The organism is Saccharopolyspora sp. NPDC003752 (assembly GCF_053605825.1).
This window is the reverse complement of sequence record NZ_JBSGJZ010000027.1, coordinates 40,487-66,695: the sequence shown is the minus strand read 5'-3', so window position 1 is coordinate 66,695 and position 26,209 is coordinate 40,487. Positions and strand designations below refer to the sequence as shown.

Sequence of the window (26,209 nt, the reverse complement as noted above, 5' to 3'; positions counted from 1 at the left end):
ATCTACGACACCGGTGGAAGGTTTGCCGCGTCATTCGCCCGCCCCGACGAATCGCGGCCGGCCCTGACACCACCGGAAAAATCCAGATCGGAGTCTGACATGCGCAGTTCAACCCGTGCCCTGTTCGCCGGGGTCGCGGCCGTCGGCCTGCTCACGATGGGGGCTTCCCCGGCGCTGGCCGCCAAGGGCAAGCACAAGGAGTCCGACAACGACTCCACCGTCACGGCCGCGGCCCAGGGCGGCGAGGGCGGGAATGGCGGCAACGGCGGGTTCGGCGTGAACATCTGCCCGGCGATCGGCATCCTCGCGAAGGCCGAAGCCCACTGCGGTGCCGGCAACGGCGGCAGCGCGAACGGCGGCGACGCGTGGGCCGAGGCTGAGGACGACAGCCGGGACACCGAATCCGACGACTGACACCGGAATCGCGGTCCGGCGCTCCCGCCCGAACGGGAGCAGTCCGGCCGACCGAAGTCTTCGCCCCGAACCGGAACGCCAGGCCTGCTGCCGATGACGAGTTCGGGGCGACGACGTGGAACGGAGTACTAGTGATCATTTCTGCACGCCTCCTCGGCACCGCCGCCGCGCTCGGCGTCGGCGTGCTGGCGGCCGGGCTGGCGACCCAGCCGGTCGCGCAGGCCGAGCGGAGCACCACCGAAAAACCGGGCAGCGACGGCGAAGCCGGCCAGGGTTTCAGCATCTGCCGACCGCTCTCCCTCACCGGCGGCCAGATCACGGCCGAGTGCTCGGTGGCACCGAACGGCACGAGCTCCAACGGATCCGCGGACGCCGATGCCAAGAAGCACGGCGACGACGAGGACTGACGCCCGAAAATAGCTCGCAGCGCTAGAAATGAACATGTGTCGGTCTCCACCAGGAGGCCGACACATCTTCATGAATACCGAGGATCCGAACTGTCCATTGTGATCCAGACCTCGCGCGCCCGGATCGCCCGATCCGGGCGGCTTCGCCGGTTCGGCCGATCGCGGGCGAACCGGCGGCCTTACGCTCGAAAAGCGGGCAGGCCGTGGGATTTCTTCGGACGTGGCCTGCCCGCTACCAGCGAGAACCTCGGGCGCGACACGTCGGCCGCGCAGCGACCGACGCGGCTTCCGCGCCCTAGGAAATTCCCAGGATCACTCGTCGTCCTTGGAGTACTTCCGGTCCTTGCTGTCGTCTTCCGCGGTGGCTTCGGCGTCACCGCCGTTGGCGCTGCCGCCGTTGCCCGCGCCGCAGTCGGCCTTCGCCGGAGCCAGCAACGCGATGGACGGGCAAACGTTGACCCCGAAGCCACCGTTGCCGCCGTTTCCGCCGGCACCACCTTCGGCCGCAGCGGTCACGGTGGAGTCGTCGTCGGACGCCTTCTCCTTGCCCTTGGCGGCCAGCGCCGGCGACCCTCCCATCGCGATCAACCCGACTGCGGCGGCCCCGGCGAACAGAACACGAACAGACCTGCGCACTGCGAACTCCAATCTGATGAACACCACTTTGGTTGAACGGCTCCGCCGCCACTGCTCAGAAGGGATTCGGCGGTACCGAGATCAACGCGTGGACCCTTTCACCAGAGCCCGCGGAACGCCTCCAGCGACATGCAGATCGACGCACCAGTCACCCGTAGGTGCGACCGGAACTCGTTGCCCCAACAAAAAAGAGCGTGCCGACCGGCTCGCAGACCGGTCGACACGCTCTCATCGGGACGTGCGGGCTGGGGGTCGCCCGCGTCCTGATCAGTCCTCGCTGTACGCGCTGGAGTCGGCGTCGCCACCGACACCGTTGCCACCGTCACCAGCGGAGCAGGAGCCCTTGCCCTCGCCGAGGACGCCGACGCCGATGCCACACAGGACGTTCACGCCGATGCCACCGTTGCCACCCTTGCCGTTGCCACCCGTGGCCTCGGAGGCGGTCACCGAGTGGTCGTCCTTGCCGCCCTTGCCGTGGTGCTTGCCACCGTCAGCGAAGGCGGGCGAGCCCATGGCCAGCATCGCAGCAGCAGCAGCGGTGACACCGAGAAGGCGAATCGAAGTACGCATTCCTATAGCTCCCATCCATGTTGGACATTCGCCGGACCGGCAGGTTGCGTTCCCGGAATTCCGGGAATTTGGGGTGCGCCGACCGGCACGACAAACATTGCCATTGATTTGGCCGGTCCGGCATGTCGGGCCACACCAAAGAGAATCATGCGCCACCCGTGAGGATGCACGATCACGCAGTGCGTCCGACGCACCGGGAAGCGATCTCGCACAACTCAACTGATCAGATGAAGGAGATCCACCGCGAGGAAAAAGATCAAGAAGTAGAATCTCGATCCCGATCACAAAACGATCAAGAAGAGTTCCGCGAAAACCATTGCCCCACAGGCGACTTGCGCAAGTCGGTCCCCAGAAATCCAGACCGTCGGAGGTCGCACGTTGGGGCCATGCCGGGACTGTCCACCGGGCACGGCGAGCGGGCCGCCCCTAGCGTTCGTAACTGCTCACGATCCGAATCACGTTTCAGGAGGCAAGTCATGGGAATTCGCCGCGAGACGGCAGTCGTGCTGGCCGCGCTGGGAACTCTGACCGCTGGCGCCTCGGTGGTCGCCGCGACGGCCTGGGCGGCCGGGCCACCGCTGACCGTCGAGGTGGGCGAGTCCAGGTGCCTGCACGCGGCCGACCTCCCGTTCCTGGCGGCAGCACTGAAAACCGCCGGGCAGGAGGATTCCGCGTCGGCCACGGTGCGGCTGACCGTCCGCAGCGCCACCAACGACGGCCAGCAGCACCCCTACGTCGTCACGGTGGACGGGGAACAGCGGGCCAGCGGCTCCGTCAGCGGAAACGGCATGTCCATCAACAGCGTCGGCATCGCCAACGGCAAGAGCTCCCGGGTGGTCGTGGCGACGGGCCCGACCGTCATCTTCGACCGGACCATCGCGGGACGCTGCTGACCGGGATCAGCAGGCAGCAGAAAGTCGGGGAGCGGGAGGAATTCCGCTCCCCGACTTTCTGCCGCGGTCGGCCGGGAATCACATCGCCGGAAAAGTAACCAGTGGCTTCACCGGGCCTGCCGGTGAAGCCACTGCGAGTGCGGCGCAGGCGGGCCGAAGGGCCAGAGTCACGCCCTGCGAATGCGATCCCACCTTGGTTCCGCCGCGTGGCGTGCGCGACCACGGGCGGCGACTTTCACGCTGCACTCCTTGCCTTTCGGCAATCCCTGGGGTGCGGCGGCACGGTTGATCAGAAGTCGAACACGGAACCGGTCGCGGCCTTCAGCGCGCAAGGATTGGCCAGCATCACCTGGTATCCGACCGGCTGGCCGCGCCAGGTGCCCTCCGCGGACGCGTTCACCGGTCGGCTCTCCTTGGTGCAGCTCTTCGGCTCGCCTGGGTCCAACCGCTCGAACTTCCCGTCCACCTGCTGCAGCTCCGTGCACGCATCGGTCGCACGCGGGTGCTCTCCTCGCGCCGGATCGCAGGTCAGCGTGACCGTCCGGGATTTCTGGGATTCCGTCACCGTCAGCTTCAAGGTGCTCTGCCCCGCACCGTCGGACGTGGCCGAAGCAACTCCTGGAACCAGCACCGCAGCAGCGAAAAAGACGCTGACCACACCGCGTCCGAGCAACCGGGAATCGGTCATTTCCTGCATCCTCCGTCCGAACAGAAAAGAAAACCCCCGTCCTCCTTACCGCACGCCGAACGATCTCTCCGCGCGAAGTCCAAACGATCACCTATCGGGCTCCCTCGAAGCGGTCGTCGCTACGGCCAGCCACCGCCGAGCGGCGATCTCGCGCCCGGCCTGTCCACCGCGACGATCTACCCGCTCCGATTCGGCGACGGCATCGGGCCGCTCGGCGACACCCTGTATTCCCCATTAACCCGCCGGTGTCCCGGACCGAAAAGAAGCGACGGTGTTTCACGTCGATTTCTCCTATTCCGAGCGGACATCGGCCGCGATGACGCCTGAGCCACGCAAATCGAATGCACACCCGGAACCACCGACGGAACGTAGCCGCAACGCGCCCCCAACCGGGCACGGCCTGCCGATCGCGTGATCGTCTCGACGCAGTCGAGCGGCGGACTGCTGCACTGCGCAATGCCTTGCTCCTGGCGCAGATCTCCGTCAGGTGGCCCGTTGCGCGAGCGAACCGATCGAGATCATCAGATGAGGTGAGCCACCAAAATCTCGGGTTGCACGGCTTTGCGGCCACGCTATGTTCTAGATGGCCCCGCTGCGGCAGGGTTTCTTAATCCGATGGGAATCCACTGACTTTTCATCCCGACAAAGTCTGCCAGCGGTTCCTGCGGCGTCACTTGTTCAAGTCAGTACGAAGGGGATTAATAGTTATGCGTTCTGCCAAGCGCGTCATCGCTGCTACTGCTCTGGGCCTCCCCATCATGCTCGGTGCCCCGGGAATGGCGCTGGCCGACGGTGGCCACCACCCGTGGAACATCAAGGACAACCAGTTCCAGGCTCAGAACCAGGATGCTGACACCGACCAGGCCAACGTGAACGTGCCGACGCAGTACACGTTCAACGTGGGCAGCGGTGAAGCGAACTCGGTGAGCTGGAGCAACCAGTCCAACGACGCCGACACCGACCAGACCGAGGTCGGCGTGCAGGAAGACTGGTGACGATAGCGGCCCCCTCGCTTTCGCAGTCCTCCCGCATCTGAAAAGGCTTGGCCCGGCGATTCCCTCGCCGGGCCAAGCCCCTTTTCATCCCCACCCGTAGCCGCGGTGCTCGCCCGGCTGCACCGGACTAGTCCTCGTCCTGCAGCTCGCCCTCGGACTGCTCGGAGCTGTTGTAGTTGTTCTGCTGGGTCCAGGTCAGCGCCGACTGCTCACCCTTGCTGCCGTTGCTGACCTGGGTGATCGGCGAGACGTTGATGTTGTTCTGCACCGTGTGGTTCTGCTCGGCCTGCTCCTGGGTCTGCTTCACGATCCAGGAGGCCTTCGGCGGGCTCCCCGAAGGACCGTTGGCGGCCAGCGCCGTGCCGGAGGCCATCAGCAGCAGCGGCAACGCCACAGCGGCCGCGGCGAGCGTCTGCTTCGCAGTACTCATCAACCGATTCCCTTCGTAGACCAATCGATTTCGCCGTCCAGGGCGCTCCGCGGCGATCGGAATTTGCGAAGCGCCCGGGCACCTTGGAATCCGCACCCCGAAATGGGGCAACAGAAACCTACCGGCGCATTGACATTCGGCGGCGGAGCGAAACATCTTGATCACTCCAAATGGTGATCACCGGACCCGCGCGCATGAAGAAACCCGCTGATCCGGCGGCTGCGCGCGTCGGATCAGCGGGTCGCTTACCACGGCCCCGGCGGGGCCGGCCGGATCAGCTTCAGGCGTCGAACCGGAAGACGTTCGTGTTGCCGAACGACTGCCAGCGCGGTTCGAGCTTCAGCCAGCTGCCCGCCGGAGCGTGCGGCTCGACGGCCACCGCGACGTCCTGGTCCAGCTTCGGGCTGATGATCCAGCCGTTTTCATCCCGCGAGAAAACCCAGTCCTGACTCGGGTTTCCGTGCTGGCACGGCAGGGAGAGGACCTGCGGCCCGCCCTCCGCGTTGGCCTGCACGCAGCGGTTCGTCTGCTGGTTCCGAATGGTCCAGCTGCCGTCGAACCGGTCGGAGACGACCCACTTGCCGGCGTCGCCGAGGACACCGAACGGAGCGGTCTTGACCACCGAGTCGCTGCCGAAGTCGACCCACCGGGACCCGTCGACGACACTGCTGATCTCCGCTCCCGGGTACGCCGGGGCAGGAGTCGAAGCGGCCTGGGCTCCCGCCGGCACGAGAGAAATCGCAGCCAGAGCACCGATAGCACCGAACATCCAGCGAGCACGCGTCATTACAAACCCCTCCAGACAGAAACTTCTTCGGGACTGGCGATCGGTTTTCCGACCGTCCGAATAAGATCTCTACCAGCACTGGAAGGAAATATCGCACCGGGTCACTACAACGTGTGGCCACTGCGCGGCATCGGTAACGACGCCTAGATCAAAGCAGATAACGGTCCTCAATGGACACGTTTCGGCAACGCTCAAAAATGCGAAAAGTGACTCTTTTTTCAGATTAGCCGGGGTCCCCGCTCGCGGCTACCCGATCGCGTGAGGTGACGGGACCGGGCGGCCGCGCGGTGCCCCCGTCAGGAGTACCGGATGTCCGGGAAGTCCCGCTGTGCCTGGAGGAACTGCTCCTCCCACGCCGCGGGCCAGCCGAACGCCTCGGTGGCGAGGCCCTTCAGGTTCACCCCGGCCGCGCCGCTCATGAAGTGCACGAACTCGCCCCAGTTCATGTCGCGGGCGAATTCCTCTCCGTTGGCCGGGAAGTACCGACCCAGCAGGTCGAAGTAGCGCACCATCACCTGGGCGCCGCCGTGGTCGCGCCACAGCGGGTGGAACCAGTCGCGGAACCAGTGCGTGCCGGCGCGCGGGAAGTCGTCCACGTGGTCGTCGGCGGTCTTCCGGTTGTAGAAGTCCTCGGCCTCGGCCGCCATGCCGAGCGACTTGTAGACGTCGTAGATGTAGAACTCCATCCACTTGCTGTCGCCCCACAGGCCGAAGGCGGGCGAGCCGTGCTTCCCGGCGGCGATGCTCTCGACGACGTGCCCCGCCTCGTGCGTCACGATCTCGTACTGCGGCGTGGTCCAGTCGTCGCCGCCGACGTCGCTGACGTTGCGGAAGTCGTGCGACTCGTCGTAGACGGTCGACGGGTGGCCACCGTAGTACTTGCCCTCGTGGTGGATCGAGTACAGCCGGTCGGCCGTCATCTGGTTGCCGGAGTTGCCGTAGGTCTGCTGGGAGTACTGCCACATCGAGGTCAGGTACGGCATCAGCCATTCCCGCGCGGCCGGGTCGACGTCCTGGTCGAAGTAGAGCGCCACCGTGTCGTTGTGGTCGATCAACCGCAGGTTCTGGTCGTGCTCGAACCAGTGCTCCTGCCAGGTGGCGGGCGGCGGATCCGCCATCGGCGCGGGATTCCCCGCGCTGGCGACACCGGGGGCCACCGCCGCCAGCGCCAGCACCATTGCCGCGATCGCCCTGCTGCGCATGTCCCACCTCGGGGCTCGGGGATGTTGGTCCGAACCAACGTAATCAGGCCGATGCGCACTGTCACCGACAGAGCAGGACAGGTTCCCCATCGGGCAACAAGTCGACACGTCGACCCCGCCGGATCCACAGTGGACGCCGAATCGGCGCGGCCTCGAACCCCGCCGGAATGACGAAACCCCGCCGGTGGAGATCACCGACAGGGTTCGAATGGTGGTGCGCGATACTGGGATTGAACCAGTGACCCCTACCGTGTCAAGGTAGTGCTCTCCCGCTGAGCTAATCGCGCCGAGCGGCTCGGCCGCTTGCGGGGTTCAGCTTAGCCGACCCGCGAAAGCGGCCGTGCACCACCCCGCCTCACGCCTGGCGCTCGAAGGTGACCAGGAGCCCTTCGACGCCACCCGGGCCGACCCGCCCCTTGACGTCGGCCCCGGTGATCGCCTTCAGCTGCCAGCCCTCGGCTGCGTGGTCGTTGAGGACCCGCTCCAGCTTGTCGCCCGACATCTTGCCGCCGAGCCACTTCTCCCGGAGCTCCACGACCTTGTACTGGTACGGCATCGGCACTCCCGTCCGTTCGAACACGTCCCAGGAGTCCAACGATGCGCACCGCGCGCCGGTTCCGTCAGGGGTCGCAGGAGCTGCCCGGCACGGGCGCCAGGAACTCGGTGGCCGCCCAGCGCGCGCCACCCAGATCGCGGAAGCCGCCGACCACGTTGGGCGTCGCCGTCACCTCTTCGCCGTGGCCCAGCCTGCCCACCCGGTCCTCCCCGGAACCGGGCCCGGAGCGGACGTTGAGGACGTCGGCGGTGACGTGGAAGGTGCACGGCCCGGACTCTCCGACGCCGAACCCGGCCTGGCCGGTGCCGGCCAGGTAGCTCACCCCCAGCACACCGGCACCGATGAGCAACAACGGACGAGGCAACAGGAACACGGCACACCTCCTGGTCCGGCACTGTTCAAACCAGCTATAACCGGCCCGGATGCGAGCGCGGAACCCCGGGCACCCGTCGGCACGCCCGGTTCAGCGGCTCGGGTGTCGCCCGCCCGGCACCCGTGCGCAGGCGGTAGTCCGGTTGAATCCCGGCATGCCCGCACGCTTCAAGGACCTCGCACTGGACGCGCTCGACCACCAGGCGTTGGCGGACTGGTGGTGCCGAGCGATCGGCTACGTCCGCCGGGACGGCCTCGCCGACGCCGGCGATCGCCCCGCCGAGTGGCCGGTGCCGATCGTCGACCCGGCCGGCGTCGGGCCGCTGATCTGGCTCAACCCGGTGCGCGAGCCGAAGAACGGCAAGAACCGGATGCACCTGGACGTCGTCGGCGACCGCGACGAACTGCTCGCGCTGGGCGCGACCCTGGTCCGGGCCCGGGACGAGGAGATCGACTGGGACATCCTCGCCGACCCCGAGGGCAACGGGTTCTGCGCCTTCGCCCCCTGAGCACCCGCTACCCCTGGACGAGCGCCGCCAGCTCGCGCCACTGGGACATCGGCAGTTCGCCCGGCGTCGCCGTCAGGACCTGCAGGCAGACGTGGTCGGCACCGGCCTGGAAGTGCCCCCGCACCCGTTCGGCGATGCTCTCGATGTCGGCGCCGGCGACGATCGCGTCGACCAGCCGGTCGCTGCCGCCGTCGGCGAGGTCCGCTTCGCCGAAGCCGAGCCGCAGCAGGTTGTTCCGCTGGTGCGGGGCCTGCAGGTAGCCGCCGACGTGCTCGCGCTGCGTCCGGCGAGCCCGATCCCGGTCCAGGTCGAGCACGACGGGCTGTTCGACCGCGAGGTACGCCGCGGCGCCCATGCGTTCGCGCGCCATCGCGGTGTGCGAGACGGGCACGAAGTAGGTGTGCGCTCCCCAGGTTCGTTCGGCGGCCAGATCGAGCATCTTCGGCCCGAGCGCGGCGAGGACTCGTCGGGGTGGCACCGCTGCAGCCGCGGCGTTGAGCGGAACCTCGTCCAGGTTGTCGAGGTAGTCGCGCATGCTCGACACCGGCTTGCCGCTGAAGGGGATGCGGTAGCCGGCGAGCGCGGTCGGCGAACTGGGAACCCGGTGCCCGCCGAGGCCGAGCACGAACCGGCCGGGGTGTTGCTCGCCGAGCGAGCGTTCGGCGGCCGCCATGGCGATCGGATCCCGCAGGTAGATGTTCGCGATACCGGTCGCCACGACGATTCGCTTCGTCGCGTCGAGCAGCAGCGCGGCCTGGGACACCGCGTCCCGGCCGAACGCCTCCCCGAACCACACCGCGCCGTAGCCCAGTTCCTCCAGTTCCGCCGCGGCATCGCGGACCCGCGCGGCGGGGTGCGGATCGAACGCGAACGTCCAGATCCCGAGCCGGCCGGGGTCGTGCTGCGCGTGGGACATGTTCTGCCGCCCTCCGATTAAGCTGAGGCATCCTCCGGTTCTCCGCGAACAATACGGAGGGTTCCTCCGGTTGGCAACGAGATTCCCGATGGGTGAGCACATGACGACCGAGCGACGCCCGATGCGGGCCGACGCGCGCCGGAACTACGAACGGCTGCTCGCGGAAGCCGAGGCCGCCTTCCGCGAGCGCGGAACCGACGCTTCGCTGGAGGAGATCGCGCGCAGCGCCGGAGTCGGCATCGGCACCCTCTACCGGCACTTCCCGACGCGGGACGCCCTGCTCGAAGCACTGCTGCACGACCGCTTCGCCACGCTGTGCGAGATGGGCGCCGACCTGCTGGGCGCGAAGTCGCCGCGGACCGCGCTGGTCACCTGGCTGCGGGAATTCGCGAGGTCGTCGAACAGGTACCAGGGGCTGCCCGCCTCCGTGATGGCAACGCTGAACGACGAGGAGTCCCGGCTCTACGCGTCCTGCCACGCGATGCAGGAAGTGGGGGAACAGCTGCTCGCGCGCGCCCAGCAGGCCGGCGAGGTCCGCCCCGATCTCCTGGCGAGCGAACTCCTGCTGCTGGTGGCGTCGATCTCATGGGCCAGCGAGCACAGCCCGAACAGCATCGACCGCTTCCTGACCCTGCTGGTCGAGGGCATCGACCCCTGACCGCAGAAGGACGGAGGGACCGCAATTTCCATTGAAATCGAAGGTTCGATTTCAATGGAAATTGCGGGTTACCCACCCTCACACCTGTCGGGCGACGGACGGCGGCATCGCCCCGGAAAGCGGAAAACGCCGCCCCCCTGGTGGGGAGCGGCGTTCGCGGTGCGGAAGATCAGCGGTTGGCCATCTTCTTCTGGAGGTTCTCGTCCAGCGTCGCGAGGAACGCCTCGGTGGTCTGGAACGCCTGGTCGCCACCGACCAGCAGCGCCAGGTCCTTGGTCATCTTGCCGCTCTCGACGGTCTCGATGACGACCTTCTCCAGCGTGTCGGCGAAGCCGACGACCTCCGGGGTCGAGTCCAGCTTGCCCCGGTGCTGCAGGCCGCGGGTCCAGGCGAAGATCGACGCGATCGGGTTGGTCGAGGTGGGCTTGCCCTGCTGGTGCTGGCGGTAGTGGCGGGTGACCGTGCCGTGCGCGGCCTCGGCCTCCACCTTGCCGTCGGCGGTCATCAGGACCGAGGTCATCAGACCCAGCGAGCCGAAGCCCTGCGCCACGGTGTCGGACTGCACGTCACCGTCGTAGTTCTTGCAGGCCCAGACGTAGCCACCCTCCCACTTCAGGGCGCTGGCGACCATGTCGTCGATCAGCCGGTGCTCGTAGCTGATGCCCTTGGCGTCGAACTCGGCCTTGTACTCGCTGTCGAAGATCTCCTGGAACACGTCCTTGAACATGCCGTCGTAGGCCTTGAGGATCGTGTTCTTGGTCGACATGTAGACCGGGTAGCCGCGCTCCAGGCCGTAGCGGAAGGACGCGCGCGCGAACTCCTCGATCGACTTGCGGTAGTTGTACATCGCCATCGCGACGCCGCCGTCCGCACCGAACTTGGCGACCTCGAACTCGATCGGCTCGCCGCCGTCTTCCGGGGTGTAGGTGACCGTGACGGTGCCCGGGCCGGGGACCTTGAAGTCGGTGGCCTTGTACTGGTCGCCGTGCGCGTGACGACCGATGACGATCGGCTTCGTCCAGGTCGGCACGTAGCGCGGGATGTTGGAGATCACGATCGGCTCGCGGAAGATGACGCCGCCGAGGATGTTGCGGATCGTCCCGTTCGGGCTCCGCCACATCTTCTTCAGGCCGAACTCCTCCACGCGGGCTTCGTCCGGCGTGATGGTGGCGCACTTCACGCCGACGCCGTGCTTGGCGATGGCGTTGGCCGCGTCGACCGTGACCTGGTCGTCGGTGGCATCCCGGTGCTCGATGCCGAGGTCGTAGTAGTCGAGGTTGATGTCCAGGTACGGGTGGATCAGCTTGTCCTTGATGAAGGACCAGATGATCCGGGTCATCTCATCGCCGTCGAGCTCGGCTACGGTGCCCTGGACCTTGATCTTGCTCATGTGGCGGGGTGCTCCTCTCGCGAGAATGCAAGCGGTACAAGCGTACTGCTATCGGCTTCGATTGTGCCTTGCCCCCGTCGTCCGCCACCACCCCGGCGGACGCGCGTTGCGCCACTGTTCCCGACCGCGACCAGGTGTCGTGATCTTCTTCTACGCTCGACACTCGACCGAGCGATCTTGGAGGGGGCCGTGGCGACCGGACCGACGCACGCGATGAGCGGGGTGGCCGCTTGGGCGGCAGTGACCGCCCTGGCCGACACTCACGCGCTGGGGCAATTATCCCCGAAGACCTGGGTGGTCGGGGCCACGCTGTCCGCCGGGGCCGCGCTGCTGCCCGACATCGATCACCCGAAGTCGACGGTGGCCAGCACCTTCGGCGCCGTCTCGCGCGGCGCGTCGGCCGGGATCAGCGGCTTCAGCGGCTTCGTCTACCGGCTGACCCGCACCAAGCACGACAGCAACCGGGAGGGCACCCACCGCGGCTTCACCCACACCGTCGTCTTCGCCGTGCTCGCCGGGCTGATCACCACGGCCATCGTGCAGACCAGCCAGGGCACCGCGCTCGGCGTGCTGATGTTCTTCTTCGCCGGGCTCGCGGTCCGCGGGCTCCTGCACACCTGGTCGTCCAGCAAGGACGCGCTGATGATCACGGTGGCCTCGGTGCTGCTCACCCTCGCCTGCTGGGCCTGGGCCGGCGACCAGCCCACCAACGCCGCGGCCTTCGGGGTGGCGGTGATGATCGGCTGCATCGCGCACTTCATCGGCGACGCGATCACCGAGCAGGGCTGTCCGATGCTCTGGCCGGTGCCGCTGAGCGGCAAGACCTGGTATCCGGTGGCGCCGCCGAAGGCGATGCGGATGCGCACCGGCGGCAAGGTGGAGATGGTGCTCGTCGGCCCGGGCCTGACGATCGCCGCAGTGGTGCTGAGCGCCGTCGTCCTCTACCGGATCGGCGCGGCCCCGTGGATCGCCCAGCTCGACCTGCCGCCCGAGGTCATGGCCTGGATCTCCCCGTCCTGATCGGTTCCGCTCCCGAATCCACGGGATTTGGCCGATCTCGGGCCCGCTGGATGCGACATTTCGCCCATCGCTCGTTCCGGGGTCGATAGGGTACAAGAGCGGCACCACTTCGGCGTCGCCCGAAGCCCCGGAGGGAAGATGCGAGCTCGAAAGAGGTTCGTGGCGGCAGCCCTGTCGCTGCCGCTGCTGACCGGCCTCGCCGCGTGCGGCCAGGTTCAGGAGGTTCAGCAGGGCCTGCAGAACGCCGACGAGCAGATCCAGCAGGCGCAGCAGAACCTGGATGCGGTTTCCGCCTGCGCGCAGGCGATCAACGTCGCGAGCTTCATGCCCAACTTCGCCGACCCGCAACAGGCGAAGGCCGACGCGGAGGCGAAGGCCGAGGAACTGCGCAAGCTGGCCGAGCAGACGCCCGACCAGACGCTGCGCCAGAACCTCCTCGAGGTCGAGCAGTCCGTGCAGCGCGTCGCCTCCGGCGAGATCACGCTGGAGTCGAGCGCGGAGTGGACCACCGCCCAGCTGGAGCGGTACCAGCAGGTGACCACCACCTGCTCGCAGATCGGCAACTGAGGCGGCCGCCCGCACCTCCGCGGCGCACCCGATGCGCGGTGTGGCCCCGGTCACTTAGTCTGGGACCGCGGAGGTGATGGGTGATGAAAGCAGCCGTTGGTGATCGACTGCACGTGCACAGCAGGCACGTCGACGAGGCCGACCAGGTCGCCGAGATCCTGGAGGTCCGCGGCGAGGACGGCGCCCCGCCGTACAAGGTCCGGTTCAAGGACGGCCACGAGGGCCTGGTCTTCCCGGGCGGCGATTGCTCGATCGAGACTCCCCGTCCCCGCGAAGGGGACTGACTCCCGGCCGCTCCGCCTCGCAGGACGGCGGATCCGTCCGAGTCGCGCGGCTCCTCCGGGCGTCGCCTCGCAGTTCAAGACCTCTCCCCCAGCGAGGCGCCCCCGAGGAGCCGCCTCACTGCCAGGGCTGGTCGAGTACCGATTCCAGCTCCGCCCGGAACAGCGGCTCCGGGTCGACGAGCATCGCGCCGAACTGCCCCTCCACTTCGAGGCTGATCAAGCCGTGCATCCGCGACCAGGCCAGCAGCGCGCGCTGCAGGACGGCCGGCGGAAGCGATGATCCGCCGCGCCGCTCGCGCCAGGCGGTGAGCTGCCGGTCGAACGCGGTGCGCTCCGCGGGCAGTCCGCCGGGAGCCAGGTCGGCGACGACGTCGAGGACTGGCCGGAAGGCCCGGTCGGCGAGGCCGATGGTGAGTTCCGGGGCCTGGAAACCCGGCACCGGCGTGCCGAACAGCAGCAGGTACCGGTGCGGCTGCGCGAGCGCCCAGGACCTGAACCGGGCGCCGAGTTCGCGGAACCTCGTCGCGGGTAACTGGTCGGCGTACGCTTGCGCCGCGGCTTCCATCGCATCGCCGAGATCGTTGTAGGCGTCCACGACCAGATCGGTCAGCAGCGCGTCCCGGCTGTCGAAGTACCGGTACAGCGCGGGGCCGGTGATGCCCATCCGCTTCGCGATCGCGTTCACCGAGATCCCTGCCGGCCCCGATTCGGCGAGCTGGTCGAGCGCGACCCGCTTGGCCTCGTTGCGGATCTGCTCCCGGAACCGCTCCCGCGGGCTGCGCGGCGCTGCGTCCATGTCCCCTCCCCTTGACACCCACACCGTAACAGGCTCATAGTCATGTTAGAACTTCTAACAATCAAACGAGCTTGTTATCTGGAGGCGTCATGACCATTCCCACCACCGGAACCGAGATCGTGCTCACCGGCCTCGGCGGGACCGAAGTCGTCACCACGCGGCGCAGCGCGCCGCCCGCGCCGGGACCGCACGGCGTGCTGGTCCGGGTCGAAGCCACCGGGGTGTCCTTCGCCGAGGTGCAGATGCTGCGCGGGCGCTACCCGGCCCAGCCGAAGTTCCCGTTCGTTCCCGGCTACGACCTGGTCGGCGAGGTCGTCGCGGTCGGCTCGGCGGTCACCGGGTGGCGGCCGGGCCAGCGGGTCGCGGCCATGCCGCGCACCGGCGCGTGGGCCGAGTACGCCGAAATCCAGGACGCCGAACTGGTTTCCGTGCCGGACGGGGTCGAGGCCGGCGACGCGGCCGCGATGATCGTCAACGGCGTCACGGCCTGGCAGATGCTGCACCGCGCCGCGAAGATCCGAAGTGGACAGACAGTGCTGGTGCACGGCGTCGGCGGCGGCGTCGGCGTCCTGCTGGCGAAGCTCGGCGTCGCCGCCGGCGCGCGGGTGATCGGGACGGCGTCCGCGAGCCGGCACGAAGCGCTGCGGGACATCGGCATCGAGCTCATCGACCACCGCACCGAGGACGTCGACGGCCGCGTGGCCGAGCTCGCGCCCGGCGGGGTGGACGCCATCTTCGACCCGCTCGGCCCGGAGAGCCTGGACCGGTCCTGGCGACTCCTCGCGCCGGGTGGCTCGCTGCACGCCTACGGCAGCTCGGCGACGCTGCACGACGACGGGCCGTGGTGGCGCCCCTACCTCGGCCTGACCCGGCGGCTCGCCCGGTGGGAGCTGGCGCGGCTGCTCGGGCGCACCGGCGGCCGGCGCGCCCGGATGTACTACATCAGGCCGAACGCGCAGTTCCGGACGGACCTGGCCGGGTTGTTCCGAATGGTCGCCAGTGGACAGTTGCGGCCGCTGGTCGCCGAGCGGCTGCCGCTGGAATCCGCGGCACGCGCGCTCGACCTGCACATCTCGGGCAGCCGGACCGGCCGGATCCTGCTGATCCCGGGACTTTCCCCGGATCCCGCCGGGGCTTGACGGCCGCGGGCTGCGCACGCCACGCGAAACGGGTCGAGGCCAGGCTCTAAGGTGGTCCGCGACGAGGGGCGTTTGCCTAGGAGGCGGTGAAGTGTTGCGAGACGACCGGCAAGCGGGGGCTCCTGCCGACCTGTCCGCGGTTTTCGGCACCGGTGCAGGAGTTTCCGTCCCGCTACCGCCCGGCGAGGTCCTGACCGAGCAGACCACCCTCACCGACAACCCCGAGCCGCTGTGCTGGATCAGCGACGACGCCCCGGCGCCGCAGCTCGTCGCCGCCCTTCGTGCCGAGCACCGCATCACCGGGCTGTTGCCGCTGCTGCTGTGCGACAGCGACGAGGTCTACGGGGAGCGGTGCACGGTCGGCGTCGTGCCCCCGGAACCGCTGGAGCACATCGACCGCTGGCGGGTGGTCGACGTGATGGCCCGGATCTGGGACGGCCTGGTGCAGGCCGACGACGAGCTCGGCCCGGCGTACGACCTGGAAGTACTGGCGCCGTTCGACTACAACTGCCCGGGACCGGCGCGGGGCGGGAACCTGCTGGCCGATCCGGACGTCCTGGCCAACCAGCAGCTGCCGCGCTTCATCGACGCCGACACCCGGCTCGCGCTCATCCCGGTGCGGCGCGGCGCGGACGTGCTGACGGCGCTGGGCTGGTCCGGCGCGGCGAACCACGTGTCGCGCACGGCCGGGCTCTCGGCGATGGCCCGCAGCTGGGAGGAGCGGTTCGGGGCGCGGCTGCTGCGCCTCGGCCCGGACCGGCTGGACCTGAGCGTGGCGGCGCCGCCGCAGGACGCGGACCACGCCGCGGCCGTCGCGGCGGAGCACTGGACCTTCTGCCCGGACCGGATCCTGCAGGAGACGGGCACCATCGAGGCCTACGCCCAGGAGATCCGCGGCCGCCGCACCTGGTCCTTCTGGTGGGAGTGAGCCCGACGCCCCGCCTCACCCGCTAGAGGCCCGTGAGTGCTTTGGGGCGCTATAGCAACCCAACACGCTCACGGGTGTTGACCTGCGAAAATCGGTTCCGGTGCCGTGTTCCGCCGCAATTTCAATGGAAATCGAAGGTCCGATTTCCATTGAAATTGCGGACCAACACCCGTCCGGGGAACCCTCAGGCGTGGAAGACCCTCAGGCGTGGAGGACCTTGCGGAGCCAGAGGGCCAGCAGTTCGACGAGCATGACCACCGCGAAGGTGAGCAGCAGAACCGTTGTGACCACGCCGAATTCCAGGACCCGCGAGGCGTTCAGCAGGTAGTAGCCGATGCCGCCCGCGCCGACCAGCCCCAGCAGCGTCGCCGAGCGCAGGTTCGTGTCCAGCTGGTACAGGACGTGCGCCACGAACGCCGGAGCCGCCTGCGGCACCGTCGCCGCGAAGAACACCTGCAGCCGGTTCGCCCCGGTCGCGCGCAGCGCCTGCTCGCGACCGCGATCCACCTCCTCCAGCGAATCCGCGACGAGCTTCCCCAGCAATCCCACCGATCCGACGCCCAGCGCGAACGCGCCCGCGACCGCGCCCAGGCCGGTGATCACCACGAACACGATGGCCAGCACCAGCTCCGGCACCCCGCGAACCGCGAGCACCACACCGCGGAAGAGCTTCGCCACCGCCGGGCTCGGCGCCACGTTCGCCGCCGCCAGCGCGCCGATCGGCAGCGCCAGCACCGCGCCGATCAGCGTCGCGGCCAGCGCGATCTGGACGGTCACCAGCAGCTCGGCCAGCAGCTCGCCGAGGATGCCACCGGCTTCCGGCGGCCAGAACAGCGCCAGCGTCGGGCCGAAGTTGGTGATCGCGCGCTCGAACTGGGCGAACGAGATGTCGGCGCCCCAGATCGACGCGGCCACGATCAGGGCGGTCAGCAGCCAGTAGCCGGTGCGCCGCAGCCGGATCGCCGTCCACTCAGGACTGATGGCCGGTCGTGAGCGCTCGTTCCGGTAAGAACCGGCATCGCCGCTCACGAGCCCCGCGCCCCGCTGAACCGGCACCTGCACGCCGGGCTTCCGCCCGGTCAGCGCCGCGAGCACGCCGGGCTTCCGGCCGCGCTCCTCGCGCACGCCCAGCAACGCCTGGCGGATCGAACCGGACACGATCTCGACCAGCACGCACAGCAGGAACACCACCGACGCCAACGCCATCCCGCGCTGGTAGTCGAGAGTGCGCAGCGAATCCGCGATCGCCTGCCCCAGCCCGCCGACGCCGACGAAGCCGAGCACCACCGACACCCGCAGGTTGATGTCCAGCCGGTGCAGCGAGGTCGCCACGAACGACGGCAGCACCTGCGGCAGGACGCCGCTGACCAGCTGCTGCAACCGGGTGCCGCCGGCCGCGCGGATCGCGGTGCGCGGCCCCTCGCTGACCTGCTCGATGGCGTCCGCGTACAGCTTGCCGATCATGCCGACCGAGTGCAGGCCCATGGCGAGCACACCGGTCAGCCCGCCGAAGCCGAACATCCGGAAGAACACGATCGCCAGCACCACGTCCGGGACCGCGCGGGCCACCACGATCACCACGCGCGCGCCGAAACGGCCGGCGCCGCCGAGCGTGGTGTTGCGCGCCGCCAGCACCGCCACCGGCACGCTGATCAGCGACGCGACCAGCGTCGCGCAGACCACGATCGCCAGCGTCTGCCCGGCCAGGCCGAGCAGTTCGCCGATCGGCGGGAAGTCCAGCGGCAGCGTGCGGGCCGCGAAGTCCGCCGCGTTGCCGAATCCGTCCACAATGGTCGCCAGGTTCAGCCGCAGGTCGCTGAACGCCCAGATCGCGGCGCCCAGCAGGGCGAGCACGACCAGTGCCGCCGCCGCGCCCTCCGGGCGGGGCCGGGCCAGCGTCCGGCGGCGCGGCGCCGACCCGGTCCGGCGGGCCGGCGCTTCTGCTGTCGTGGTCACGGAATTCACCCCGCCGTCGCGAGCTCGGCCGATCCGACCTTGGCGTAGATACCCATCGCCGCGTCCCGGCTCAACTCGTCGACCGGGGTGTCCAGCACGACGCTCCCGGAGCGCAGCCCGACGATCCGGTGCCCCCAGCTCAACGCCAGGTCGACCTGGTGCAGGCTGCAGAGCACGGTGAGCCCGTCCTCCCGGCCGATCTCCGCGATCAGGTTCATCACCTGCGCCGCCGAGTCCGGGTCCAGCGACGCGACCGGCTCGTCCGCGAGCAGGACCTCCGGCTTCTGCAGCAGCGCCCGCGCCACCGCGACACGCTGCTGCTGCCCGCCGGAGAGGGTGTCCGCGCGCTGCAGCGCCTGGTCGGTGAGGCCGACCCGCTCCAGCTGCTCCATCGCGGCGTAGCGGATCCGCTTCGGGTACGCGAAGAGTCCGAGCCGCGGGCCGCGCAGGCTGCCCAGCGCGCCCGTGCACACGTTCTCCAGCACCGTCAGCGAGCCGACGAGGTGGAACTGCTGGAACACGAACCCGACCCGGCGGCGCAGCGCTCGCAGGCCGGATCCGCGCAGCGAACCTACATCCTCGCCGAGCACGCGGACGCTTCCGGACGTCGCGCGCTGCAGCCCGTCCACGTGGCGCAGCAGGGTGGACTTGCCCGATCCGGAAAGCCCGAGCAGGACGACGACCTCGCCCCGCTCCACGTCGAGCGACACCTCGTCCAGCGCCCGAACGCTGCCGAAGGACTTGCCGACCCGGTCGAAGGCGATCACTGGCATTGCTTGTCCCTGGTCACGTCGCAGACCTCGCGGATGCCGTCGTAGAAGGCGTCGTCGACCGGGGCGAACCCGTACCCGTCGACGTCGCCGATCTTGCACTCCCCGGTGCAGAACCCGTTGGCGCGCAGGTAATCGCTGTTGGCCTTGTCCCGCAGCGCGGCGGTGATCTTCTCCTTCAGCGCCGGGTCCAGGTCGTCGGAGATGGCGACCGGGTCGCCGGGGATCACCACCGACTTCCACACCGCGGTCAGCTGGCCGGGCTGCAGCTGGCCCTTCTCGACCAGCTGCCGGTCGACCATGCTGTCGTAGGCGAACCCGGCGTCGCAGTCGCCCTTGGCGACGGCGATCGCGGAGGCGTCGTGGCCGCCGGCGAAGACCGGCTGCACGTCGGTGTCCGGGTTGATGCCAGCCTGCAGCAGGCCCGCCTTCGGGTACAGGTAGCCGGAGGTCGAGGTCGGGTCGACGAAGCAGACCTTCTTGCCGCGGAAGTCGGCCAGCGACGTGATGCCGCTGCCCGGGCGGGTGATCGCGTAGGAGCGGTAGCCGGGCTGCTCGCCCTTCGCCTCCACCTGGCCGGCGACCGCGTTCGCTGGCACGCCCTGCTTCTTGGCCAGCACGTAGGAGAACGGGCCGTACTTCGCGATGTCGATCTTCCCGGCGCGCTGGCCCTCGATGATCGCGGCGTAGTCGGTGGCCTTCTGGAAGGTGATCTTCTTTCCGGTTTCCTTGGCCAGCAGGTCCAGCACCGGCTGGAAGTCCTGCTGCAGGCTGGCCGATTCCTCGGACGGGATGGCGGCGAACACGAGCTCATCGGACTCGCCGCCCTGCTCGGCCGCGCTCGGCCCGCACGCCGAGAGCAGGCCCAGCGCGGCGAGTCCGACGACCAGTCGGCTGATGCGTTTCACGGCAGATCTTCCTTTGCTGGCAGTACGAGTTCGGGGAGGTCGCGGACGGATTCGAGGACGTGGGTGGCACCGGCCTCGGTGAACGCGGCGCGGTCGTGCGCGCCGGTGAGCACGCCCGCGGCGATCGACGCCCCGGCGCGCAGGCCGGAACGCACGTCGTACGCGGTGTCGCCGGCGGTGGCGACCTCGCGCACGTCGTCGATGCCCAGCCGCAGCAGGGCGGTGAGCACCATGTCGGGGTACGGCCGGCCGCGGCCGGCCTGCGCCGGGGTCAGGGTCAGGTCGGTCAGCCCGGCCCAGCCCAGCGCGTCGAGGATCTGGCGCTGCGTCGTCTCGGAGAAACCGGTGGTCAGGGCGGCCTTGATGCCGTTGTCGCGCAGTCGCCGGATCGCCGCCTCGGCACCGTCGATCTCCCGGCAGTCGCCGTCCGCGACGCGTTCGGCGTACGCCCGCTCGAAGGCCTGGTTCGCGCGTTGCGCGAGGTCTTCGTCGCCGCCCAGCAGATGCCGGAAGACGGTGATCTTCGATTCGCCCATGGTGCGGCGGACGTAGTCGAGCATGCCCGGGAACGCCGCGTCGTCCTCGGCGACGCCGACCTCGCCGATCGCCTGCGTGAACGCCCGCTCGACCAGGCCGTCGTCGGCCACCGTCGTGCCGGCCATGTCCAGCACCACCAGCTTGATCATGCGTCGATCTCCTGCCAGGTGTCGGCGGCGATCGCCGGGGAACAGGTCATGCCGCGCCCGCCGGGGCCGGTCACCAGCCAGACGCCGGGGAGCACCTGCTCGCGGTGCACGACGCGCGACTTGTCCGCGGTCTGCGCGTAAACCCCGGCCCAGCGGCGCGCGATCCGCGGCAGCGGGCGGCCGAGCAGTTCCTCGGCGCGCTGCCTGAGGTGCTCGTAGGGATCTTCGTGAACGTCGAACGCGAACGGCGCGTCGTACTCGTGGGTGTCGCCGATGGTGAGTCCACCGTGGACTCGTTGCACCATCAGCAGCTGCATGCCGTTGTCCGCGGCCACCTGCGGCTGCGGCTCGGCGGCGTTGAGCGCGTCGAGCGCCGCCCCGCGGTAGCCGGGGTAGTAGCGCATGCTGTCGCCGTCGGCGATCGAGGTCGTCAGGGTTTCGCCGAGCGGATCGGTCTGCATCATCTGCAGCCGGACCCGGCGAACCGGCAGCTCCGGCCGCAATTCCCGGACCAGACCGCTGAGGGCCGCGCCGGTGCAGAGGACCACAACGTCGGCTTCGTGGCGCTCGCCGGTGTCGTCCCGCGCCCAGCCCTCGCCGACGTCGCGAACCTCGCGACCGGGCAGCCAGGAGTAGCGGCCAGTTTTGGCGAGGTGCGCACGCAGCGCGGGCTGCGCGGTACGCGACTCGACGGCACCGTCCTGCTCGCACCACAGGGCGGCCAGCATCTCGCCGCGCAGCGCCGGGTTCTTCGTCCTCGCCTCGGCCGGGTCGAGCAGCTTCGTGCCGCGCTCGGCGGCGTCCGGGCGGGCGACGAACTCCTCCGCCACCGCCAGCTCGGCCGGCGTCCGGAGCACGGTCAGCGAGCCGGTGCCGCGGAAGCCGAGCTCCGGCACGTCCGCGGCGATGCGCTCCCAGTCCCGGCGGGCGCGCATCGCGACCGCCAGGTCCGGGCCGGCTTCCCGGCCGCTGACCCAGATCAGCCCGAAGTTCCGGACCGAGGCACCGCGAGCCTCGGCCTCCCGCTCCAGGTGCACCACTTCATGGCCCCGCTCCAGGGCCCGCAGCGCGTGCATGGTGCCCAGCACGCCGCCGCCGACAATCAGAACTCGCACGGCGCAAACACTCGCGGCCGACGACGAATAGCCCGTGCAGGCGCGGCGAACCCCAGGTGAACACCACCAGAAGGACTAGATCAGTTATCTGTTCGTTATCAAACTTGCTCCAGCGGCCCGGAGAAGAGAGGTTCGGCCTGGTCAGGACCCGTGAGCACTTTCTGCTGCTACAGCGACAAGAAGTACGCACGGCCCCAGGGAGAGAGGATTTCAGTCGCGGAGGCGGGTGACGAGGCTGAAGCGGTCGCCGCGGAACAGGGAGCGGACCCGCTCGATCGGCTCGCCGTCCGGGGTCCACGAGCACCGGTGCAGCAGGATCATCGGCGTCGCCGGGTTGGTGCCGATCAGCAGCGCCTCGCGCGGCGTCGCGAGCACCGTCTCGATGCGCTCCTCGGCCTCGCCGAACCGCACGCCCAGCTTCTCCTGCAGGAACGCGTACAGCGAACCGGTCGGGTCGAACTCCCCCAGCAACTCCGGAAAGCGCTGCTTCGGCAGGTAGCTCGACTCCAGCCCGACGCGCTCGCCATCGGCCATCAGCACCCGCTCCAGGTGCACCACCTCGGCCCCCGGCGCCAACCCGAGATCCGCCGCCAAGCGCGGATCCGCCGACCGCGACTCGACGGTGATCACCGTCCGGCCGGGCTCCTTGCCCTGCGCCCGGACGCCCTCGGTGTAGCTGGCCAGCGCCAGCGGCTGCACGATCTTCGGCGGCGCCACGACGGTCCGGCTGCCCTGCCGGCGGATCAGCCGGCCTTCGAGCACCAACTCGGTGACGGCCTGCCGCAGCGTCACCCGCGAGACGCCGCACCGCTCCGCGAGCTCCCGCTCCGCGGGCAGCGCGGCTCCCTCTCCGAGCTCCTCGACCAGTTCGAGCAGCTCGATCTTCGCCGCGTAGTAGCGCGGAATCCGGCCGTGTTCCGGGATTCCGGAACGAACCGGCTCATCCGCCCGGTGATCGATGCGCACGACGGGGAACCCTACGGGTGCTCAGCCCAGCAGTCCGCCCTTGATGGTCATCGCCACTGCGATGATCACCAAGCCGAACCCGCTGTAGACGAGGACGTCCACGGCCCGGCTGCGGATCGTCAGCAGCCCCGTCCGCTCCGGCGGGATCACGGCGCGCATCGTCGCCGCGAGCAGCAGCGCGACACCGAGCAGCACCGGACCCTTCCGCCAGTGCCCCAGCGAGACCAGCAGCAGCCCGATCAGCCCGATCAGCAGCACCAGGCCGAACGGCACGTGCACCGACAGGCGCGACCTGCCGTCGAACCGTTCGCTCACGCCGTTCCTCCCATCGTCGTGCCGTCTGCGGCCGAACCCCGCAATTTCAATGGAAATCGGATCTTCGATTTCCATTGAAATTGCGGCCCGGATCAGCCGGCGTTGCGCTCCGCGGCCTCGACGACGTTGGTCAGCAGCATCGCGCGGGTCATCGGCCCCACCCCGCCCGGGTTGGGCGACACGAAACCGGCGACCTGCACGACGTCCGGGTGCACGTCCCCGGCCAGCCCGGCGTCGGTGCGGCTCACGCCGACGTCCAGCACCGCCGCTCCCGGCTTCACCATGTCGGCCGTGATCAGGTGCGGCTTGCCGGCCGCCGCGATGACGATGTCCGCGCGGCGCACCTCCTCGGCGAGGTCCCTCGTGCCGGTGTGGCACAGCGTGACGGTGGCGTTCTCGCTGCGCCGGGTGAGCAGCAGACCGATCGGGCGGCCGACCGTGATCCCGCGGCCGACGACGGCGACCTGCGCGCCGTTCAACGGCACGTCGTAGCGGCGCAGCAGCTCGATGATGCCGCGCGGCGTGCACGGCAGCGGCGCCTCCTCACCGAGCACCAGGCGCCCCAGGCTGATCGGATGCAGCCCGTCCGCGTCCTTCTCCGGCGCGATGCGCTCCAGCAGCGGGCCCGCGTCGAGGTGCTTGGGCAGCGGCAACTGCACGATGTAGCCGGTGCAGTCCGGGGCGGCGTTGAGTTCGTCCAGCACCGCCTCGACGTCGGCCTGGCTGACGTCGGCGGGCAGGTCCTTGCGGATCGACTTGATGCCGACCTTGGCGCAGTCGTTGTGCTTGGCGCGCACGTAAGACTGCGAACCCGGGTCATCGCCGACCAGCACCGTGGCCAGCCCTGGGGCGTGCCCCTGCTCGATGAGCCGGGCGACCCGCGGCCGCAGCTCGTCGAAAATCGCGTCCTTGGTGGCCTTGCCGTCCAGAATCGTCGCGCTCACGGCTGTTCATCGTGGCAGACGGCGCCCGGCGCGTCCCGGCCGGTCCGGCAATGCCGCCACGCCGACGGCGACCAGCGTGAGCAGCACGCCGAGCACAGTGGACGCCGGGATGCCCGTCCCGGCGGCCGGGGCGAACACGTCGAGCAGCAGCGCGCCGACCAGCTGCCCGGCGATCATGCCGAGGCTGAGCACCAGCACGCCGGTGAAGCGCACCAGCGCCACCGAGCCGCCGATCACGAAGATCCCCAGGAAACCGCCGGTGTAGAGCCACGGCTCCGCCGGGAAGTGCGGGAGGCCGCGCAACACCAACTCGACCGCGAAGGCCACCGCGAGGGCGGTCATCCCGATGCCGAAGTTGAACATGGAAGCGAACACCGCCGAGTCGGCCGCCTGCTTCATCCGGCCGTTCACCGCCGCCTGCCAGCCGAGCCCGATCCCGGCCAGCGCGGGCAGCAGCACCAGCCAGCTGGCCTCGCCGCTGCCCAGCTTCGCGGACACCGCGATCACCACCGCCACCACGGCGAGCCCCGCTCCCAGCAGCCGCGCGGGCGTCACGTGCTGCGGACCGGCGGGGCCCAGCCCGAGCCGGTCGACGACGAGCCCGCTGCTGACCTGTCCGGCCACCACCGCGACGGTGAACATCGCGACGCCGAGCGCGGCCGCCGCCATGCCCTGGGTGAACACCAGATACCCGCCGCACACGCCGCCGAGGCACTGCCACGGCCGCAACCCGCCCGGCCTGCGCAGCTCGGTGCGCAGGTTCCGCCAGCCACGCCTGGCCTGCGGGAACGCGAAGGTGGCGGCCAGGAGCACGACGAAACCGCCGAAGAACGAGATCAGCCCGGCCGCGATGCCGTCGTCCATCCGCAAGCCGAGCGCGCCGTTGATCCGCGCCTGGATCGCGAGCAGCACCCCGACCCCGGCCGCACCGGCCATGCCGAGGGCCCGTTCCCGGGTCTTCGGCCGCTCTTCCTGGTGTCGCAGCGCAGAAACAGTCACGTGACCGCAGTCTGCTCCCTCTCCCGCGGCGCACGCGACGCCCGGGCGCTGTGATGTGCGACAAAGCCGAAGCCCACGAAGGCCAGCCCGGCCGCCCCCGCGGCGGCCAGCGCCGGCCCGGAGAGGTCGAGCATCCAGCCCGCCATGGGCGAGGCGATCGCCCCGCCCAGCGTGGTGGCGCTGGTCAGCCAGCCGAACGCCTCGCTGCGCCGCTCGGCCGGCGCCAGGTCCGCGATCCGCCCGTTCCCGGCGGCCAGCGTCGGCGCGATCGCCGTGCCACCGATCAGCAGGATCGCGCCGACCAGCCACGGCGAGCCCGGATCGGCGATCGGCGGCAGCACCGGCACCAGCGCGGCCATCCCCAGTGCGGCCAGCAGAACCCGCAGCCAGAGCCTCGGACGCGCCGCGAAGCCGCCCGACACAAGGCCGCCGGTCAGCGAGCCGACCGCCCACACCATGGCCAGCAGCCCCGCGAGCTCCGGCGCACCGCGCTCCCGGGCCCAGCCGACGAGCACCAGGTCGATCGAGATCAGGCCGCCCACCAGCGTGGCGTAGAACAGCAGCAGCGACGTGAAGCCGCGCACCCGGAACAGCGACCCCGCCCCGCGAGCGCCGCTCGCGCTCTCCGCGGGCGCCTCGCGCAGCCCGGCGCGCAGCAAGGACGCCGCGAAGATGATCGATCCGAGGGCCGCCCAAGCCGCGCAGGCCAGCATCGCGACGACCGCGCCCCAGATCGCCACCACGAAGGTCGCCAGCATCGGCGCGACGACGAACAGCAGCTCCTGCAGCGTCGCCTCCACCGCGAAGGCAGCCTCCCTCGCCGGACCATCGGTCAGCCGCGGCCAGATCGCCCGGCCGATCTGGGTGATCGGCGGGTGCGACAGCCCGGTGAACACCGCCACGGGCAGGATCAGCCACCACTGCGCCGGATCCGCCCAGCGGGTCACCAGGACCAGCGCCACCATCCCCAGACCGGAGCCCAGACCGGTCACGACCAGCAGCTTCGGCGACGAGCTGCGGTCGGCGGCCCGGCCGCGCAGCGGTCCGGCGATGGCCTGGCCGAGCGTCACCATCATCCCGATGACGCCGCCGATGGCGTACGAACCGGTCCAGTCGACGACGAGGAAGGCCAGCACCATCGCCAGCGCCGGCATGTGCAGGCGTCCCAGCAGGCTGAAGGCCATCAGGCTCGACGCATGCGGAACCGCCGCCAGAAGTCGGTAGGGGCGAAGCACGTGCCTCACTCTGACTTCTGGCACGCCCGTGCCGCTACCGAATTTCGTCGACCGCCCGCCGCCGATGGGGCGCCGCTGATCGATACACCTGGTGGTGTGATGTTCATCCGCCCGCCCAACAGGCAGGCTTTCGTGACGAGATCACCGCGCGCTGTGAC

32 protein-coding genes and 1 tRNA gene are annotated in these 26,209 nt (G+C 69.7%); 11 read left to right on the top strand and 22 right to left on the bottom strand.

Annotated elements, in window-relative coordinates; translation table 11 throughout:
• Nucleotides 1-99 precede the first annotated feature (99 nt).
• Nucleotides 100-414 carry a hypothetical protein gene (locus ACWEV3_RS29440; RefSeq protein WP_452616989.1) on the top strand — a complete coding sequence of 105 codons (315 nt, stop codon included), beginning with the start codon at nucleotides 100-102 and terminating at the stop codon, nucleotides 412-414.
• 131 nt (nucleotides 415-545) lie between these two features.
• Nucleotides 546-821 (top strand): hypothetical protein, encoded by a 276-nt coding sequence (locus ACWEV3_RS29435; protein ID WP_452616988.1) that lies wholly within the window; start codon nucleotides 546-548, stop codon nucleotides 819-821.
• A gap of 312 nt (nucleotides 822-1,133) precedes the next feature.
• Here the strand turns inward: ACWEV3_RS29435 and ACWEV3_RS29430 are convergent, their stop codons facing one another.
• Nucleotides 1,134-1,400, bottom strand: a complete 267-nt coding sequence (locus ACWEV3_RS29430) for a hypothetical protein (protein ID WP_452616987.1) — start codon at nucleotides 1,398-1,400, stop codon at nucleotides 1,134-1,136.
• Between the two features lie 324 nt (nucleotides 1,401-1,724).
• The gene (locus tag ACWEV3_RS29425; protein ID WP_452616986.1) at nucleotides 1,725-2,027 is read right to left on the bottom strand and encodes a hypothetical protein; all 303 of its coding nucleotides are present in this window, start codon (nucleotides 2,025-2,027) and stop codon (nucleotides 1,725-1,727) included.
• A gap of 476 nt (nucleotides 2,028-2,503) precedes the next feature.
• Here ACWEV3_RS29425 and ACWEV3_RS29420 point away from each other — a divergent pair, with 476 nt between their 5' ends.
• Nucleotides 2,504-2,920 (top strand): hypothetical protein, encoded by a 417-nt coding sequence (locus tag ACWEV3_RS29420; RefSeq protein ID WP_452616985.1) that lies wholly within the window; start codon nucleotides 2,504-2,506, stop codon nucleotides 2,918-2,920.
• Nucleotides 2,921-3,209: 289 nt separating this feature from the next.
• On the opposite strand, the gene ACWEV3_RS29415 is transcribed toward ACWEV3_RS29420, so the two are convergent.
• Nucleotides 3,210-3,608, bottom strand: coding sequence for an SSI family serine proteinase inhibitor (locus ACWEV3_RS29415; protein WP_452616984.1), 399 nt, complete (start codon nucleotides 3,606-3,608; stop codon nucleotides 3,210-3,212).
• Between the two features lie 707 nt (nucleotides 3,609-4,315).
• On the opposite strand from ACWEV3_RS29415, the gene ACWEV3_RS29410 reads away from it, so the two are divergent.
• A complete protein-coding gene (locus tag ACWEV3_RS29410) occupies nucleotides 4,316-4,603 on the top strand; it encodes a hypothetical protein (RefSeq protein WP_452616983.1) in 288 nt (95 codons plus the stop codon).
• 127 nt (nucleotides 4,604-4,730) lie between these two features.
• Here ACWEV3_RS29410 and ACWEV3_RS29405 read toward each other — a convergent pair whose 3' ends face one another.
• The 6 genes from ACWEV3_RS29405 to ACWEV3_RS29380 form a co-directional block, all read right to left on the bottom strand.
• A complete protein-coding gene (locus tag ACWEV3_RS29405; RefSeq protein WP_452616982.1) occupies nucleotides 4,731-5,033 on the bottom strand; it encodes a hypothetical protein in 303 nt (100 codons plus the stop codon).
• A gap of 280 nt (nucleotides 5,034-5,313) precedes the next feature.
• On the bottom strand, nucleotides 5,314-5,763 hold the full coding sequence (locus ACWEV3_RS29400; RefSeq protein WP_452616981.1) for an RICIN domain-containing protein: 450 nt from the start codon (nucleotides 5,761-5,763) through the stop codon (nucleotides 5,314-5,316).
• 353 nt (nucleotides 5,764-6,116) lie between these two features.
• On the bottom strand, nucleotides 6,117-7,022 hold the full coding sequence (locus tag ACWEV3_RS29395) for a hypothetical protein (protein WP_452616980.1): 906 nt from the start codon (nucleotides 7,020-7,022) through the stop codon (nucleotides 6,117-6,119).
• A gap of 212 nt (nucleotides 7,023-7,234) precedes the next feature.
• Nucleotides 7,235-7,309 (bottom strand) — tRNA-Val (locus tag ACWEV3_RS29390).
• Nucleotides 7,310-7,377: 68 nt separating this feature from the next.
• Entirely contained in the window at nucleotides 7,378-7,578 is a 201-nt protein-coding gene (locus tag ACWEV3_RS29385) for a DUF4177 domain-containing protein (RefSeq protein WP_452617042.1), read from the bottom strand.
• 64 nt (nucleotides 7,579-7,642) lie between these two features.
• Nucleotides 7,643-7,951 carry an SH3 domain-containing protein gene (locus tag ACWEV3_RS29380; RefSeq protein ID WP_452616979.1) on the bottom strand — a complete coding sequence of 103 codons (309 nt, stop codon included), beginning with the start codon at nucleotides 7,949-7,951 and terminating at the stop codon, nucleotides 7,643-7,645.
• 154 nt (nucleotides 7,952-8,105) lie between these two features.
• Between ACWEV3_RS29380 and ACWEV3_RS29375 the strand changes: the two genes are divergently transcribed.
• Nucleotides 8,106-8,459, top strand: a complete 354-nt coding sequence (locus ACWEV3_RS29375; RefSeq protein WP_452616978.1) for a VOC family protein — start codon at nucleotides 8,106-8,108, stop codon at nucleotides 8,457-8,459.
• A 7-nt stretch (nucleotides 8,460-8,466) separates the two neighbouring features.
• Here the strand turns inward: ACWEV3_RS29375 and ACWEV3_RS29370 are convergent, their stop codons facing one another.
• Nucleotides 8,467-9,375: a TIGR03620 family F420-dependent LLM class oxidoreductase gene (locus ACWEV3_RS29370; RefSeq protein WP_452616977.1), complete on the bottom strand. Its 909-nt coding sequence runs from the start codon at nucleotides 9,373-9,375 to the stop codon at nucleotides 8,467-8,469.
• 100 nt (nucleotides 9,376-9,475) lie between these two features.
• Here ACWEV3_RS29370 and ACWEV3_RS29365 point away from each other — a divergent pair, with 100 nt between their 5' ends.
• Nucleotides 9,476-10,033 (top strand): TetR/AcrR family transcriptional regulator, encoded by a 558-nt coding sequence (locus ACWEV3_RS29365; RefSeq protein ID WP_452616976.1) that lies wholly within the window; start codon nucleotides 9,476-9,478, stop codon nucleotides 10,031-10,033.
• A gap of 169 nt (nucleotides 10,034-10,202) precedes the next feature.
• Here the strand turns inward: ACWEV3_RS29365 and ACWEV3_RS29360 are convergent, their stop codons facing one another.
• On the bottom strand, nucleotides 10,203-11,423 hold the full coding sequence (locus ACWEV3_RS29360) for an NADP-dependent isocitrate dehydrogenase (protein ID WP_132486334.1): 1,221 nt from the start codon (nucleotides 11,421-11,423) through the stop codon (nucleotides 10,203-10,205).
• A 189-nt stretch (nucleotides 11,424-11,612) separates the two neighbouring features.
• Between ACWEV3_RS29360 and ACWEV3_RS29355 the strand changes: the two genes are divergently transcribed.
• From ACWEV3_RS29355 to ACWEV3_RS29345, 3 genes are all read left to right on the top strand, one after another.
• Nucleotides 11,613-12,443, top strand: coding sequence for a metal-dependent hydrolase (locus ACWEV3_RS29355; RefSeq protein ID WP_452616975.1), 831 nt, complete (start codon nucleotides 11,613-11,615; stop codon nucleotides 12,441-12,443).
• 138 nt (nucleotides 12,444-12,581) lie between these two features.
• Complete coding sequence (locus ACWEV3_RS29350) at nucleotides 12,582-13,010, top strand: hypothetical protein (RefSeq protein ID WP_452616974.1); 429 nt, start codon at nucleotides 12,582-12,584, stop codon at nucleotides 13,008-13,010.
• 83 nt (nucleotides 13,011-13,093) lie between these two features.
• A complete protein-coding gene (locus tag ACWEV3_RS29345) occupies nucleotides 13,094-13,294 on the top strand; it encodes a DUF1918 domain-containing protein (RefSeq protein WP_358582926.1) in 201 nt (66 codons plus the stop codon).
• A gap of 115 nt (nucleotides 13,295-13,409) precedes the next feature.
• Here ACWEV3_RS29345 and ACWEV3_RS29340 read toward each other — a convergent pair whose 3' ends face one another.
• On the bottom strand, nucleotides 13,410-14,090 hold the full coding sequence (locus tag ACWEV3_RS29340) for a TetR/AcrR family transcriptional regulator (RefSeq protein ID WP_452616973.1): 681 nt from the start codon (nucleotides 14,088-14,090) through the stop codon (nucleotides 13,410-13,412).
• Between the two features lie 89 nt (nucleotides 14,091-14,179).
• Between ACWEV3_RS29340 and ACWEV3_RS29335 the strand changes: the two genes are divergently transcribed.
• Both ACWEV3_RS29335 and ACWEV3_RS29330 read left to right on the top strand, forming a co-directional pair.
• Complete coding sequence (locus ACWEV3_RS29335; protein ID WP_452616972.1) at nucleotides 14,180-15,229, top strand: medium chain dehydrogenase/reductase family protein; 1,050 nt, start codon at nucleotides 14,180-14,182, stop codon at nucleotides 15,227-15,229.
• A 91-nt stretch (nucleotides 15,230-15,320) separates the two neighbouring features.
• A complete protein-coding gene (locus tag ACWEV3_RS29330; RefSeq protein WP_452616971.1) occupies nucleotides 15,321-16,157 on the top strand; it encodes a DUF4253 domain-containing protein in 837 nt (278 codons plus the stop codon).
• Between the two features lie 201 nt (nucleotides 16,158-16,358).
• Here ACWEV3_RS29330 and phnE read toward each other — a convergent pair whose 3' ends face one another.
• The 10 genes from phnE to ACWEV3_RS29280 all read right to left on the bottom strand — a co-directional run bounded on the left by phnE (nucleotide 16,359) and on the right by ACWEV3_RS29280 (nucleotide 26,051).
• On the bottom strand, nucleotides 16,359-18,113 hold the full coding sequence (gene phnE / locus ACWEV3_RS29325) for a phosphonate ABC transporter, permease protein PhnE (RefSeq protein WP_452616970.1): 1,755 nt from the start codon (nucleotides 18,111-18,113) through the stop codon (nucleotides 16,359-16,361).
• 5 nt (nucleotides 18,114-18,118) lie between these two features.
• On the bottom strand, nucleotides 18,119-18,886 hold the full coding sequence (gene phnC, locus ACWEV3_RS29320) for a phosphonate ABC transporter ATP-binding protein (RefSeq protein ID WP_452616969.1): 768 nt from the start codon (nucleotides 18,884-18,886) through the stop codon (nucleotides 18,119-18,121).
• The gene (locus ACWEV3_RS29315; RefSeq protein ID WP_452616968.1) at nucleotides 18,877-19,791 is read right to left on the bottom strand and encodes a phosphate/phosphite/phosphonate ABC transporter substrate-binding protein; all 915 of its coding nucleotides are present in this window, start codon (nucleotides 19,789-19,791) and stop codon (nucleotides 18,877-18,879) included. The genes phnC and ACWEV3_RS29315 overlap by 10 nt, the downstream gene beginning before the upstream one ends.
• A complete protein-coding gene (locus ACWEV3_RS29310) occupies nucleotides 19,788-20,477 on the bottom strand; it encodes a phosphonatase-like hydrolase (RefSeq protein ID WP_452616967.1) in 690 nt (229 codons plus the stop codon). The genes ACWEV3_RS29315 and ACWEV3_RS29310 overlap by 4 nt, the downstream gene beginning before the upstream one ends.
• Complete coding sequence (locus ACWEV3_RS29305) at nucleotides 20,474-21,592, bottom strand: TIGR03364 family FAD-dependent oxidoreductase (RefSeq protein WP_452616966.1); 1,119 nt, start codon at nucleotides 21,590-21,592, stop codon at nucleotides 20,474-20,476. The genes ACWEV3_RS29310 and ACWEV3_RS29305 overlap by 4 nt, the downstream gene beginning before the upstream one ends.
• A gap of 210 nt (nucleotides 21,593-21,802) precedes the next feature.
• Nucleotides 21,803-22,558, bottom strand: coding sequence for a GntR family transcriptional regulator (locus tag ACWEV3_RS29300; protein ID WP_358498903.1), 756 nt, complete (start codon nucleotides 22,556-22,558; stop codon nucleotides 21,803-21,805).
• A 21-nt stretch (nucleotides 22,559-22,579) separates the two neighbouring features.
• Complete coding sequence (locus ACWEV3_RS29295) at nucleotides 22,580-22,873, bottom strand: DUF3017 domain-containing protein (protein ID WP_452616965.1); 294 nt, start codon at nucleotides 22,871-22,873, stop codon at nucleotides 22,580-22,582.
• Between the two features lie 92 nt (nucleotides 22,874-22,965).
• Complete coding sequence (locus tag ACWEV3_RS29290) at nucleotides 22,966-23,817, bottom strand: bifunctional methylenetetrahydrofolate dehydrogenase/methenyltetrahydrofolate cyclohydrolase (protein ID WP_452616964.1); 852 nt, start codon at nucleotides 23,815-23,817, stop codon at nucleotides 22,966-22,968.
• Nucleotides 23,818-23,823: 6 nt separating this feature from the next.
• On the bottom strand, nucleotides 23,824-24,816 hold the full coding sequence (locus ACWEV3_RS29285; RefSeq protein WP_452616963.1) for a DMT family transporter: 993 nt from the start codon (nucleotides 24,814-24,816) through the stop codon (nucleotides 23,824-23,826).
• Nucleotides 24,813-26,051, bottom strand: coding sequence for an MFS transporter (locus ACWEV3_RS29280; RefSeq protein WP_452616962.1), 1,239 nt, complete (start codon nucleotides 26,049-26,051; stop codon nucleotides 24,813-24,815). The genes ACWEV3_RS29285 and ACWEV3_RS29280 overlap by 4 nt, the downstream gene beginning before the upstream one ends.
• Nucleotides 26,052-26,209: the final 158 nt, after the last annotated feature.